Raw genomic sequence first — 13,161 nt, forward strand, 5'->3', positions numbered from 1 at the left:
GACCCGTGGGGCAGGAGTCGCCTCCTGCGCACGACACGCGCACACGCGCCGCAGCCATCCGAATCCGCGACCCGCGGCAGGCGACGACCGCAGCCAGAACCGTCGCCGGAATCGGAGCGGTGGTGCTGGAGTCGCCTCCTGCGCACGACACGCGCACACCAGCCCCAGCCATCCGAATCCGCGACCCGCAGCAGGCGACGACCGCGGTCACAACCGTCTCCGGAATCGGACCCGTGGGGCACGAGTAGCCTCCTGCGCAGGACACGCGCACACCAGCCCCAGCCATCCGAATCCCGTGACGTGCCGCACCTCGCTGCCGCCGGGCCGTGGAGAGGGCTCGCGCTGAGCTCCTTCCGGAGCCCCGCGCGAGCCCCTCCTGTCAGGAGCAGCGCACGATCGGCCCGGTCACGTTCGAGATGACAAGGTTGTCCGCACACGGGTTCTCGACGATGCGCGCGCCGTTGATGAGCGTGAGGTTGCGCAGCGTGATGTCGCGGTTGCCGGGAAACTCCGTCCGCTCGGCGAGGCGCACGTCGCCGCGCGAGATCGTGCCGCCGGTCGTGGCGAGGCTCACATTCGTGCAGTTCTCGATGAGCACGGGGTTGTTGCCGGTATCCGTGAGCTCGACGCGGTCGATGATGAGTCCGCCGCTCTCCGACACGCAGAAGACGCCCCGGCCGCCCCCGGTCGCCTTGACGGTGCCGACGCGGATGTTCGTCGGATAGGCGTCGCCGATGCGACCGGCCCTGTTGGCGATGCGGAACGCGGCATAGCCCGTCCCCGTGCCCGCGCCGACGGCGTCGACCGTGCCGACCGTCGCGTTCACCGTGTTGTTGAGGAGGAGGCCGGAGTGCGCCACGTCGCGAGCGGTCACGGTGCCGACCGTGAGGCCATCGACGCCGTATGTCTCGACGGCGTGCGACCCCGCGCCCGAGACGTAGACGCTGTCGATGACGATGTTCTTCGCGTACACGCTCGTGTCGCCGAGGTTGTCGATGCGCACGCCGAGGCCGCCGCTCAGTCGCATGTCGATGTCGCGCAGGCGGAGGTTGTCGACGTTCCGCGCGAAGATCCCGTACACCGGGGTTCCCGTCAGGTGCAGCCGCGCGATCTCGATGTCGTGCGCACCGCGCATGTAGACACCCGCGACATTCCCGGATCCGGTGCCGGTGACGTTGATCGTGCCGCAGGACTCGAGCGTGGTGTAGCTCGGCATCGTGATCCGGGCGTTCGCGCTCATCGTCCCCGATCCGTTGACGACCACGCGCTGCTTGCTCGTCCTCCCCGCGTCGAGGCCGGAGATGGCTGTGTTGATGGCCGTGAGCATGTCGGCGCCCTCCCACAGGAGGGTCGAGCCGCGATACGCGCGCCAGGTGCTGCCGTCTTGCACTGCTGCCCCGTGCACGGTCGAGCCGGTGCAGCTCGTGCCGGCAGCATGGGCCGGCGCGGCGAGAGCCAGTCCCGCGATGCAGAGGATGGTCGTCGCGAGCGCGGACAGGATGGCGCGGCTGCGCCGCCGCGCGTGAGCATGTCTCAAGATGGGTCCCCTTCGACACGCCGCCCGCGATCCGCGTCCTCTTTGACGCGGCGGACGGCGACTGACTCGCAGAGTAGCGACGCGTCAGTCAGGAGAGGAAGCGTTTTCCCGAAATGCACGACCCGCAGCAACGGTCACGGGAATCGGACCGGTGGTGCTGGAGTCGCCTCCTGCGCACGACACGCGCACACCAGCCCCGGCCATCCGAATCCGTGACCCTCAGCAGGCGAAGACCGCGGTCGGGACCACTGAGCGACCCCGCCCCAGAAACCCGACCTCAGGCGACGGGCTCGGGCTCCAGGGCCGGACGGGGGCGACGCGCGTGCCGGATCATGTCCACGCTCAGCACGACGAGCGCGACCCAGACGATGCCGAAGCCGATCCACCTCTCGAGCGGCATGGGCTCGTGGAGCACGACGACGCCGACGAGGAACTGCAGGATCGGCGCGATGAACTGCAGGAGCCCCACCGCCGTCAGCGAGATGCGCCGGGCGCCTGCCGCGAAGAGCAACAGCGGCACGGCCGTGGCGACGCCCGCGAGCGACAGCATCACGGTGTGCAGCGTGCTGACGGTTCCGTAGGTCAGCCCCGCCGTCGCCGCGACGACGACGAGCTGCACGACTGCGACCGGCGCGAGCCACATCGTCTCGAGCGCGAGGCCGCTGACCGCGTCGACCGCGCCGCCGATCCGGTTCTTGACGAGCCCGTAGAGGCCGAACGACGTGCTGAGGATGAGCGCGATCCACGGCACGGAGCCGTATCCGACGACGATCACGACCACCGCCGCGGCCGCGATGCCGACCGCGGCCCACTGCGCGGGGCGCAGCCGCTCATGCAGCACGAGCACCGCGAGGACGACCGTCGTGATCGGGTTGATGAAGTACCCGAGGCTCGACTCCACGACGTGCCCGGTGAGGGTCGCGATGAGGAAGGTCTGCCAGTTGACGTAGATGAGGACGCCGGCGATCGCGGTCCACAGCGCGAGACGGGGGTTCCGCAGCACGGCGATCATCCGGCCCCATCCGCGCGCGACGGTGAGCAGGATGGCGCAGAAGACGAGCGAGAGGAGCACGCGCCAGGCGACGACCTCCCAGGGGCCGGTCGGCGCGAGGAAGACGAAGTAGAGCGGGAGCACACCCCACAGCAGGTAGGCGCTGAAGCCGTACCCCGTGCCGAGCGCCCGCTCGCGTTCCGAGGATCCAGTGGCGGAGAGCGTGGTCACCGATCCAGCCTAGGTCGGCAGGTGGCTCGCGAGGGCGGCCGGGACGGTGCCGCGGCGGTCATCCTCCGGCGCATTCCTGCCAGACCGCGGCAGCCTCGGCAGGATCGCGCGCATGCAGAAGGGCCCGACGCCGAAGCGCCGGGCCCTCCAGGAAAGGCGTGTCGTCAGCGGACGACGACCGCGAGCACGTCGCGGGCCGAGAGCACCAGGTACTCGTCGGCGCCGAACTTGACCTCGGTCCCGCCGTACTTGCTGTACAGGACGCGGTCGCCGACGGCGACGTCGAGCGGAACGCGGTTGCCGTTGTCGTCGATGCGGCCGGGGCCCACGGCCACGACCTCGCCCTCCTGGGGCTTCTCCTTGGCGGTGTCGGGGATGACCAGACCGCTGGCGGTGGTCTGCTCGGCCTCGACCTGCTTGATGACGATGCGGTCCTCGAGCGGCTTGATGGAAACCGACACGGTGTACCTCTTCTTTCGTTGCTTCGACGGAAGACTCAGTTCGCACTCTCATGACGAGAGTGCTAACGCCAGTGTAGGGCGGGACCTGGCACTCCCGCAACGCGAGTGCCAATTCGAGGACACAGGATGACACGCGAGAATGGACGCATGGAGCAGGGAGAACTCGACGCGCTGCTGACCGCCGAGGGCCTGGCCCTGCTCGACGCGCTGGACCCCGTGGAGACGACGGCGGATGTCGCCCGCACGGTATCGCGCCTCCGGGCCGCGGGCCACTCCCCCGACCTCGTCTCGGCGGTCGTCGGCCAGGTGCGTCTGCGGTCGCGGGCCGAGGCGAAGTTCGGCCCCTTCGCGGCGCGCATGCTCTTCACCCGCGCGGGGGTCGAGCAGGCGACGCGGATGGCCGTGGCCGCGCACCATGCAGGGCGCATGCGCGCGGCGGGAATCGAGCGCGTGGCCGACCTCGGCTGCGGCATCGGCGGCGACGCGCTCGCGTTCGCCGGCGTCGGGATGGACGTGCTCGCGGTCGACGCGGACCCTGTGACGGCGGCCCTCGCGGCCTACAACCTGCGGCCGTTCGGGGATGCCGTGGAGGTGCGCTCCGAGCGCGCAGAGGAGGTCGACCTCTCCGGCTGGGACGCGGTCTGGCTCGACCCCGCGCGTCGCACGAGCGGTCATTCCGAGACCCGCCGGGTCGCGCCATCCGACTACTCCCCGGCGCTCGACTGGGCGCACGCGCTCGGCGAGCGGATGCCCGTGGGCATGAAGCTCGGGCCGGCTCACGACCGCGAGGCGATCCCTGACGAGGTCGAGGCGCAGTGGGTGAGCGTCGACGGGTCGACCGTCGAGCTCGTGCTCTGGTCGGGGGCGCTCGCGCGCGACGGCGTGCGACGGGCCGCGCTCGTCATCCGCGGCGACGCGTCGCACGAGCTCACCGCTCCCGCCGACACCGAGGACGAGCCGGTGCACGAGCTCGGGGCGTTCCTGCACGAGCCCGAGGGCGCCGTCATCCGCGCGCGCCTCGTCGGCGAGGTCGCCCGGTCGCTCGAGGCCGGCCCGATCGCTCCCGGCATCGCCTATCTCACGGGCGACGCCGCGCTGACGACGCCGTTCGTCTCGTCGTTCCGCGTCCGCGAGACGCTTCCCGCCGACGTCAAGGCGCTCGCGAAGGCGCTCCGCGCCCGCGGGATCGGCACCCTCGAGATCAAGAAGCGCGGCGTCGACGTCGATCCGGCGCTCCTCCGGAAGAAGCTCAATCTGCGCGGCGACGGATCGGCGACGCTCTTCATGACGCGCATCGGCGGGCGGCGCGCCGCCATCCTCGCGGACCGCGTGTAGCGGCTACGCGGCCGGCAGCTCGATGACGGGCGCCTCGCCGAGCTGGCCGAGGATCCAGAGCGCCCAGACGCCGCAGTAGGCGATCGCCACGACGCCGAACCCGAACCCCCACCAAGCGAGGGCCCGGTCGGCATGTCGGCGGACGAGCGCGATGACCGCGAGCACGACGGCGATGAGCGCGAGCGGCGCGACCCACGGCGTGAACCACGACATCGTGAGCGCGAACATCCCGAGCACGAGCGACGGGCTCGAGAGCGAGACCCGGCGGCGCGGCCGGTCGGAGCGGGAGGGCACCGCGTTCAGCAGCTCGTCGTCGTCGAGCTGCGCCGCGTCCTCCGGCTCGGTCATGGTCTGCGCGCGACCTGGATGTCGGTGACGGGCAGGGTCGAGTCCGCTCCGAACGCGAGCGTCGAGGGTTCGTGGCCCGACTGGATGAGCTCGGAGGCGAGCGCGGCGATCATCGCGCCGTTGTCGGTGCAGAGCCGCAGCGGCGGGATCCGGACGGTCACGCCCGCGGCCTCGGCGCGCGCGAGAGCGACCTCGCGGAGACGGCGGTTCGCGATCACGCCCCCGCCGAGGAGCAGTCGCGGCACGTCGTGCTCCGCGCACGCATCCAGTGCCTTCGTCACGAGCACGTCGACGACGGCCTCGCGGAAGCTCGCCGCGACATCCGCCATCGGGATGTCCTCGCCCTCGGCCTCGCGCTGCTCGGTCCACCGCGCGACGGCGGTCTTGAGGCCCGAGAACGAGAAGTCCCAGCGGTGCTTCTCGCGGTCGCTCGCGCGCGAGAGGCCGCGGGGGAAGCGGATGGCGTCGGGATCGCCGCCGACGGCCGCGCGATCAATCTCCGGGCCGCCGGGGTACGGCAGTCCGAGGATCCGTGCGACCTTGTCGAAGGCCTCCCCCGCCGCGTCGTCGACCGTCTCGCCGAGCAGCTCGACATCGCTCGTGAGGTCGCGGACGAGCAGCAGCGAGGTGTGTCCACCCGAGACGAGCAGGGCGACGGTCGGGTACTCGAGCGGCTCGCTGTCGTCGGCGAGGATGTCGGCCGCGATGTGCCCGACGAGGTGGTTCACGGCGTAGAGCGGCTTGCCGAGCGACACGGCGAGGGCCTTGGCGGCGCCGACCCCCACCATGAGCGCACCGGCCAGGCCCGGCCCGCTCGTGACCGCGACGGCGTCGAGATCCGCGAGCCGGATGCCCGCCTCGGCGACGGCCTGCTCGATCGCCGGCTGCAGCGCCTCGAGGTGCGCGCGGGCGGCCACCTCGGGCACGACGCCGCCGAAGCGCGCGTGCTCGTCCATGCTGCTCGCGATCGTGTTGGACAGGAGGGTGCGGCCGCGGACGATCCCGATACCGGTCTCGTCGCAGCTCGTCTCGATGCCGAGCACGAGGGGTTCGGCGCGGTTCATGAGCAGGCTCCTGCATCGGTCGGGTCGGGGATGCGCGCGGCGCGCCACGCGGGGACGTCGAGCTTCATGACGATCGCGTCGACGTCGTCGGGCTGGTAGTAGCGCGGGCGCCGGCCGAGCTCGGCGAACCCCTCGCTGGCGTAGAGCGCCTGGGCGACCGGGTTGTCGGCGCGGACCTCGAGGAACACCTCGCGCACGCGGCGGCGATCGGCCTCCTCGAGGAGGAGACGCAGCAGCGCCCTGCCCTGCCCGCGGCCGCGCGCGCTCTCGGCGATCGCGATCGTCTGGACATCCGCGTCCTTCGCGCCAGGGAGCGATCGCAGACCGGCGTAGCCCGCGACCTGACCCGCCTGCTCGAGCACGAGGTAGTGCGCGTGCTCCGACGCGAGCTCCTCGCGCATCATGCCCTCGCTCCAGGCGTCGGTCGGGAACGCGCTGCGCTCGAGCGCCATGATCGCGTCGAGGTCGGCGACGGTCGCCTCGCGGATGCTCACGAGCCCACCCGCTTCCGCGGCGCGGGCGCCGTGACGTCGGGCGAGCGCAGATAGAGCGGCTCGGTCACGCCGCGCGTCTCGCCCGCGCGGAGGCGGATGGCCGCGAGCCGACCCAGCGCGCCGATCGGGATGCGCGTGGCGAGAACGAACCGGTCGCCGTCGAGGTCGCGCAGCGGCGCGAGCAGCGGGTCAGCGGAGAGGTCGGCGTCGCGCGGGCGCAGCTCGGGTCCGGCGATGCGGCGCGGCAGACCCCATCCGTCGAGGTCGCCGTAGATCGAGATGGCGTTCTCCCTGCGGCGCGCGTCGGTCGCGACGGCGAATCCGCCGGTCGGGAAGGCGATCGTCAGCTCCGCGGCGACCGCGTCGTGGCTCGCGATGCCGAGCACGGGAACATCGCGGCCGAGGGCGAAGGCGCGCGCGGCGGCGATGCCGATGCGGAGGCCCGTGAAGGGCCCCGGCCCCATTCCCGCGGCGACATGCGTGATGCGGTCCGGCCCGACGCCCGCGTCGGCGAGCGCGCGCTCGAGGAGCGTGCCGATCACCTCGGCGTGGCCGAGGGCGTTCTCGCTCTCGGCCTCCGAGAGGATCTCGCCGTCGGGCGCGACGACGGCCGCGCCCGAGCCGATGGAGGTGTCGACGGCCAGGATCATGCTCTCCAGCGTAGTTTCCCGCCGGTCACGGAATGCCGGGAACGCGCGCCCTCAGTCGAGGGTCTTGTGCATCCGGATGGCGCTGATCTCGAACCCGAGCGACGTGTACAGACGCCGGGCGGCGGTGTTCGAGCCGAACACGTTGAGCCCGATCGACCGCGCTCCCTGCGAGCGGGCGTGCTCCTCCCCGAGCTGCATGGCGGCCCGGCCCAGCCCGCGACCGCGGTGCGCCTCGTGGATCTGGATGTCCCACACCCACCAGGCGGTGTCATCCGGGCTCGGATCGGGCCCGATCCACAGCCACCCGACGACCTCGTCGCCCTCGACGACGTCGAACACGCGGTGGCCGGCGACGAGCTGCCCGTCGGGGAAGGCGCGCTCGACGCTCTTCTGCGCGTTCTCGCGTGCGACGTCGGGCGCCTCCCCGGCCGCCATGAGCTCGTCGGCATACGCGTCGCGGCTGCGGTCGATCCAGGCGGGCAGCCGGGAGGGGTCCATATCGCGGAGGGTGAGCGTCATCCCGGAAGTCTGCCAGCGCGGGGCGCGGCGCGGAAGCCGCTCGCCTCGCCCGCGATCGCCGCACGGTAGGCGCGCTCGTCGAGCGCCCCGATCCGCGAGTGCCTCCGGCCGTAGGCGAGGTAGATCGCGATGCCGACGGCCATCCAGCAGCCGAACGCGATCCAGGTGCCGCCCGAGAGCTGCGTCATGAGCGCGAGGCACGTCACGGCACCGAGGACGGGCACGACGGGGAAGAGCGGCACGCGGTACGTGCGCGGCAGGTCGGGGCGGCGGTATCGCAGGACGATGACGGCGACGTTGACGACCGTGAAGGCCGCGAACGTCCCGATGCTCGTCGCGTTCGCGAGCTCGCCGAGGGGCACGATGCCCGCAGCGACGGCGATCACGGCGCCCGTGATGAGGGTGCCGGCCACGGGCGTGCGGGTCGTCGGCGAGATGCGCCCGAAGACGCGCGGCACGAGCCCGTCGCGCGACATCGTGAGGAGGATGCGCGTCTGCCCGTACAGCACGGTCAGCACGATGCTCGCGAACGCGATGAGCGCGCCGATCGAGAACACGACGCCGAACCAGGGCTGGCCGGTCACCTCGGCGAGCACCGTCACGAGTCCGTGGTCGCGGAACCACGGCGCCTCGCGCGCGCCGACCGCCGCGATCGCGACGACGACGTAGATGGCCGTCACGAGGCCCATCCCGAGCAGGATGGCGCGCGGCAGGTCGCGCGCGGGGTCTCGCGCCTCCTCGCCCGCGGTCGAGGCCGCGTCGAACCCGATGTACGAGAAGAACAGCACGGCCGCGGCGCCCGTCACGCCCGGGAAGAACGCGTCGAACATGCCGTCGAAGTGATCGACGCGGAATGCGGTGAACGCGACCGCGGAGAAGAAGAGCAGGACGCCGACCTTGAGCGCGACGAGCACGGTGTTGATCCAGGCGGCCTCGCGCACGCCGCGCAGGAGCAGCACCATCGCGAGGATCACGAGCAGGAACGCGCTGAGGTTGAACACGCCGCCCTCGGCCGACGGATCCGAGGCGATCGCGGCCGGCAGCGAGAGCCCGAAGATCGCGAGGGTCTCGTCGACGTACTGCCCCGCGCCCGATGCGACCGCGGCGACCGAGACGCCGTACTCGAGGACGAGGCACCAGCCCACGACCCAGGCGACGCCCTCGCCGAGCGTGACGTACGCGTACGAGTAGCTCGAGCCCGACACCGGCACGGCGCCCGCCATCTCGGCGTACGACAGGGCGGAGAGCAGAGCGGGGACGGCCGCGAGCAGCACGCTCATCCAGATGCCGGGACCGGCATGCGGGATCTGCTCGGCCAGCAGAGCGAGGATGCCCGTGCCGAGCGTCGCGCCGACGGAGATCATGGCGAGCTGGATCATCGAGAGGTGGCGCCCCAGCGTCGCGGATCCCTCGCTCGACTGCCCGGCCTCGGCGACGAGCATGCCGATCGTGCGGCGGCGCAGGAGCTGGCCGCCGAGAGAGGCGCGGGTCATGCGGCGGTGCGCTTCTCGATCACGACGATCCGCGGCGCGTCGGCGTCGAGCTCCGCGGAGGCGCGCGAGAGATCGCCGCACATCGTGTCGGAGCCGCGTCCGCCCACGGGGCGGGTGATCTCGACGTCCCACCAGACCTCGCGCAGGCCCTCGATCTTGTCGCGCCCCCACTCCATGACGACGACCGATCCGTCGACGTCGATGTCGAGGTCGTCGAGCTCGAGCGCCGACGAGAGGCGGTACGCATCTGCGTGGACGAGCGGCGCCCCGCCGACGAGGGAGGGGTGCGTGCGCGCGATGACGAAGGTCGGGCTCTGGATGGGCCCGCGCACGCCGAGCGCATCGGCGAGGCCGCGCGTGAGCGTCGTCTTGCCGGCGCCGAGCGGCCCGGTCAGGACGACGAGGTCGCCCGCCTCGAGGTGCGCGCCGATGCGGCGGCCGAGGTTCTCCATGTCGGTCGCTGTGGGCACGTCGTGCGTGCCGAGCAGCTCGTCGGGGATCATCCCTTCACCCTCCGTGCCACGCGCGGTCCGATGCGCGTGACGATCTCGTAGTTGATCGTGCCCGCCGCGTCCGCCCACTCCTCGACCGCGGGAGCCCCCGCAGCGGGGTCGCCGAAGAGGATCGCCTCGTCGTCGACGGCGACCGGATGGTCACCCGCATCGACGACGAACTGGTCCATCGCAATCCGCCCGACCACGGGCATCCGGCGCCCGCCGATCACGACCGGCGCGCGGTTCGAGGCCTGGCGCGGGATGCCGTCGGCGTAGCCGAGCGGCACGAGGGCGAGCGTCGTCTCCCCCGCCGTGCGATGGACGTACCCGTATGAGACGCCCTGGCCGGCGGGCACGCGGCGCACGGCCGCCACCCGGCCGCGCAGGGTCATCGCGGGCCGCAGCCCGAGGTCGGCCGACGTCGCGTCGTCGAACGGCGAGAGCCCGTAGATGCCGACGCCGACGCGGACGGCGTCGAAGCGGGCGGCGGGCAGGCGGATGGCGGCGGCGGTCGCCGCGATGTGGCGGATGCGCGGCGAGAGCCCCGCCGCCTCGGCCTGCGCGAGCGCGCCCTCGAAGACGCGCACCTGCGCGAGGTCGTCGGCCTCGCTCGTGCCGGAGAGGTGGCTGAAGACGCCCTCGACGACGATGCGCCCGGCCTGCGCGAGGCGCGCGGCCTCCGCGAACGCCGCGGGCCAGTCGGCGGGGGCGAGCCCGTTGCGCCCGAGGCCGGTCTCGAGCTTGAGGTGCACGCGCGGCACCTCGTCGCCGGTCGCCGCGGCGGCGATCGCCGCGAGCTGCGGGATGCGCGAGACGCCGAGCTCGACCCGCGCGGCCACCGCGGCGGCGAAGTCCTCGACCGGGTCGTGCAGCCACGCGAGCACGGGCGCGTCGATGCCCGCGGCGCGCAGCGCGAGCGCCTCGGGGATCTCGGCGACCCCGAGCCGCGTCGCCCCTCCCTCGAGCGCCGCACGCGCCGCGGTCTCGGCGCCATGGCCGTAGCCGTCGGCCTTCACGACCGCGATGAACTCGCGCGTCCCCGTCACCTCGCGCAGATGCCGCACGTTGTGCACGATCGCCGCGCGATCGATGACGGCCTCACGCAGCGCGCGCCCCTCGCCGCTCACGGGGTCGTCTCGCCTGCGGTCGACGTGCCCGCGCCATCCGCGACATCCGAGCCATCCGCCTCGTCGCCATCCGCCTCGTCGAGAGGCGATTCGACGCCCGCGCTCACGACGTCGACCGCGGCAGGGCCCGCCTCCCCTTCGGCCGTGACGTAGGCGATCGCGAGCCCCGCATCGTGCGACAGCGAGAGGTGCAGCGCCGTGATCCCGAGGGACGCGACGGTCTGCGCGGTGGCGCCGGTGAGCTCGAATCGCGGCGCCTCGCGCTCGCCGAGCCGGGCGACCTCGATCTCGGTCCACGTCACGCCGTCCGAGCCGCCGAGCGCCTTGATGAGCGCCTCCTTCGCGGCGTAGCGCGCGGCGAGCGAGCGCAGCGGCAGGCCGCGCTCGTGCTCCGTGAACAGGCGGTCGCGCAGGCGCGGCGTGCGCATGATCGTGCTCTCGAACCGCGGGATGTCGACGAGGTCGACGCCGATGCCGACGATCATCCTTCTCCCTTCCGCCGTGCCCGTGCTGCGCGCTCCGACGCGCCTACTCGACTGTGACCGACTTCGCGAGGTTGCGGGGCTGGTCGACGTCGAGGCCCTTCGCGGTCGCGAGGCCCATCGCGAAGATGTGCAGCGGCACGACGGCGAGGATGGGCTCGAACAGCGGCGCCGCGAGCGGCACCCGGAGCACCTCGTCGGCGAAGGGCAGCACGGCCGCGTCGCCCTCCTCCGCGACCGCGATCACGCGGGCGCCGCGGGCGCGGATCTCCTCGATGTTCGAGATGACCTTCGCGTGCAGCGTCGCGCCCTGACGCGGCGACGGCACCATCACGAACACCGGCTGACCCGGCTCGATCAGCGCGATCGGGCCGTGCTTGAGCTCGCCCGCGGCGAACCCCTCCGCGTGGATGTACGACAGCTCCTTGAGCTTGAGCGCACCCTCCAGCGCGATCGGGTACCCCACGTGACGGCCCAGGAACAGCACCGACCGCGTGTCCGACATCCACCGCGAGAGCTGCTCGATGCGCTCCTGCTCGTTCTCCAGGATCCACCGGATCTTCTCCGGCAGCGCCTCCAGCTCCGCGATCGCCGCACCCGCGACCTCCGCCGACAGCGCGCCCCGCACCCGCCCCACGTGCAGCGCGAGCAGGTACAGCGCCGTGATCTGCGCCACGAACGCCTTCGTCGACGCCACCGCGACCTCCGGCCCCGCGTGCGTGTACACGATCGCGTCCGACTCCCGCGGGATCGTCGCACCCTGCGTGTTGCAGATCGACAGGGTCTTCGCGCCCAGACGCGCGGCCTCCTTCACCGCCATCAGCGTGTCCATCGTCTCGCCCGACTGGCTGATCGACACCACGAGCGTCTCCGGCCCCACGATCGGGTCGCGGTACCGGAACTCGTGCGCGAGCTCCACATCCACCGGGATCCGCGCCCACTGCTCGATCGCGTACTTCCCGACCAGACCCGCGTAGTACGCCGTCCCGCACGCCAGCACGATCACCCGGCTCACCCCCTGGAACAGCCCGTCCAGGCCATCCAGCTCGGGGATCACGATCTGCCCGTCCTGCACCCGACCCAGCACCGTGTTCGCGACCGCCTCGGGCTCCTCCGAGACCTCCTTGGCCATGAAGCTCGACCAGCCGCCCTTGTCCGCAGCCGCCGCATCCCACGACACCTCGAACGGCTCGACCTCCACGACCGCGCCGTCGAAGTCCGTCACCGACACGCCCTCCGGCGTGATCGACACGATCTGATCCTGCCCGATCGCCAGCGCACGACGCGTGTGCTCCACGAACGCCGCCACATCCGACCCGAGGAAGTTCTCCCCCTCGCCCAGGCCGATCACCAGCGGCGAGTTCCGCCGCGCGCCCACGACCAGACCCGGGTGATCCTCATGCATCGCCAGCAGCGTGAACGCGCCCTCCAGCCGCGACACCACCGCCCGGAACGCCGCAGCCAGATCCCCGCCCGCAGCCCGGTACTCCCGGCCCAGCAGCACCGCCGCGACCTCGGTGTCCGTCTGGCTGCGGAACGAGAACCCCTCCGCCTCCAGCTCCGCCTTCAGCGCAGAGAAGTTCTCGATGATGCCGTTGTGGATCACCGCCAGCCGGTCCTCATCCGCCAGATGCGGATGCGCGTTCAGATCCGTCGGACCGCCGTGCGTGGCCCACCGCGTGTGCCCGATCCCCGTCGTGCCGGCACCCAGCGGAGCCTCATCCAGCGCCTCCCGCAGACGCGCCAGCTTGCCCGCCTTCTTCCGCATCCCCAGCGACCCCTCCCGGTCGATCACGGCGATGCCCGCGGAGTCGTACCCCCGGTACTCGAGCCGAGCAAGACCCGCGAGAAGGATGTCCTGGCTTTCCCGAGGACCGACGTATCCGACGATTCCGCACATGCGCTCAATCCTAGGGACGCCATCCTGGGAACCCC

13 protein-coding genes and 1 pseudogene are annotated in these 13,161 nt (G+C 72.2%); 1 reads left to right on the plus strand and 13 read right to left on the minus strand.

The window, feature by feature from the left end; genetic code table 11:
- Nucleotides 1–379: 379 nt before the first annotated feature.
- From GC092_RS12020 to groES, 3 genes are all read right to left on the minus strand, one after another.
- The gene (locus GC092_RS12020; RefSeq protein WP_324012162.1) at nt 380–1,537 is read right to left on the minus strand and encodes a hypothetical protein; all 1,158 of its coding nucleotides are present in this window, start codon (nt 1,535–1,537) and stop codon (nt 380–382) included.
- A gap of 277 nt (nt 1,538–1,814) precedes the next feature.
- Nucleotides 1,815–2,759: an EamA family transporter RarD gene (gene rarD / locus GC092_RS12025; RefSeq protein WP_282978201.1), complete on the minus strand. Its 945-nt coding sequence runs from the start codon at nt 2,757–2,759 to the stop codon at nt 1,815–1,817.
- A gap of 164 nt (nt 2,760–2,923) precedes the next feature.
- The gene (gene groES / locus GC092_RS12030) at nt 2,924–3,220 is read right to left on the minus strand and encodes a co-chaperone GroES (protein ID WP_039394204.1); all 297 of its coding nucleotides are present in this window, start codon (nt 3,218–3,220) and stop codon (nt 2,924–2,926) included.
- A gap of 147 nt (nt 3,221–3,367) precedes the next feature.
- Here groES and GC092_RS12035 point away from each other — a divergent pair, with 147 nt between their 5' ends.
- The gene (locus tag GC092_RS12035) at nt 3,368–4,555 is read left to right on the plus strand and encodes a class I SAM-dependent methyltransferase (protein ID WP_324012169.1); all 1,188 of its coding nucleotides are present in this window, start codon (nt 3,368–3,370) and stop codon (nt 4,553–4,555) included.
- Between the two features lie 3 nt (nt 4,556–4,558).
- On the opposite strand, the gene GC092_RS12040 is transcribed toward GC092_RS12035, so the two are convergent.
- The 10 genes and pseudogenes from GC092_RS12040 to glmS all read right to left on the minus strand — a co-directional run bounded on the left by GC092_RS12040 (nt 4,559) and on the right by glmS (nt 13,126).
- Nucleotides 4,559–4,903, minus strand: coding sequence for a hypothetical protein (locus GC092_RS12040; RefSeq protein ID WP_271172337.1), 345 nt, complete (start codon nt 4,901–4,903; stop codon nt 4,559–4,561).
- Entirely contained in the window at nt 4,900–5,967 is a 1,068-nt protein-coding gene (gene tsaD, locus GC092_RS12045; protein ID WP_271172338.1) for a tRNA (adenosine(37)-N6)-threonylcarbamoyltransferase complex transferase subunit TsaD, read from the minus strand. The genes GC092_RS12040 and tsaD overlap by 4 nt, the downstream gene beginning before the upstream one ends.
- The gene (rimI, locus tag GC092_RS12050) at nt 5,964–6,461 is read right to left on the minus strand and encodes a ribosomal protein S18-alanine N-acetyltransferase (protein ID WP_271172339.1); all 498 of its coding nucleotides are present in this window, start codon (nt 6,459–6,461) and stop codon (nt 5,964–5,966) included. The genes tsaD and rimI overlap by 4 nt, the downstream gene beginning before the upstream one ends.
- Nucleotides 6,458–7,111: a tRNA (adenosine(37)-N6)-threonylcarbamoyltransferase complex dimerization subunit type 1 TsaB gene (tsaB, locus tag GC092_RS12055; protein ID WP_324012173.1), complete on the minus strand. Its 654-nt coding sequence runs from the start codon at nt 7,109–7,111 to the stop codon at nt 6,458–6,460. Before tsaB ends, rimI begins: the two co-directional genes overlap by 4 nt.
- A 51-nt stretch (nt 7,112–7,162) precedes the next feature.
- Nucleotides 7,163–7,630 (minus strand): GNAT family N-acetyltransferase, encoded by a 468-nt coding sequence (locus tag GC092_RS12060; RefSeq protein WP_324012175.1) that lies wholly within the window; start codon nt 7,628–7,630, stop codon nt 7,163–7,165.
- Nucleotides 7,627–9,123: an APC family permease gene (locus tag GC092_RS12065; RefSeq protein ID WP_271172342.1), complete on the minus strand. Its 1,497-nt coding sequence runs from the start codon at nt 9,121–9,123 to the stop codon at nt 7,627–7,629. The genes GC092_RS12060 and GC092_RS12065 overlap by 4 nt, the downstream gene beginning before the upstream one ends.
- Nucleotides 9,120–9,626 carry a tRNA (adenosine(37)-N6)-threonylcarbamoyltransferase complex ATPase subunit type 1 TsaE gene (gene tsaE, locus GC092_RS12070; protein WP_324012178.1) on the minus strand — a complete coding sequence of 169 codons (507 nt, stop codon included), beginning with the start codon at nt 9,624–9,626 and terminating at the stop codon, nt 9,120–9,122. Before tsaE ends, GC092_RS12065 begins: the two co-directional genes overlap by 4 nt.
- Nucleotides 9,623–10,744, minus strand: coding sequence for an alanine racemase (alr, locus tag GC092_RS12075; RefSeq protein WP_324012179.1), 1,122 nt, complete (start codon nt 10,742–10,744; stop codon nt 9,623–9,625). Before alr ends, tsaE begins: the two co-directional genes overlap by 4 nt.
- Nucleotides 10,745–10,875: 131 nt before the next feature.
- Nucleotides 10,876–11,229 (minus strand): annotated as a pseudogene (locus tag GC092_RS12080) (holo-ACP synthase); the annotation flags it as partial.
- Between the two features lie 43 nt (nt 11,230–11,272).
- Nucleotides 11,273–13,126, minus strand: a complete 1,854-nt coding sequence (gene glmS, locus GC092_RS12085) for a glutamine--fructose-6-phosphate transaminase (isomerizing) (protein WP_324012181.1) — start codon at nt 13,124–13,126, stop codon at nt 11,273–11,275.
- Nucleotides 13,127–13,161 lie beyond the last annotated feature (35 nt).

The sequence above is a fragment of the Microbacterium sp. JZ37 genome, assembly GCF_035188445.1.
Lineage (GTDB): Bacteria > Actinomycetota > Actinomycetes > Actinomycetales > Microbacteriaceae > Microbacterium > Microbacterium barkeri.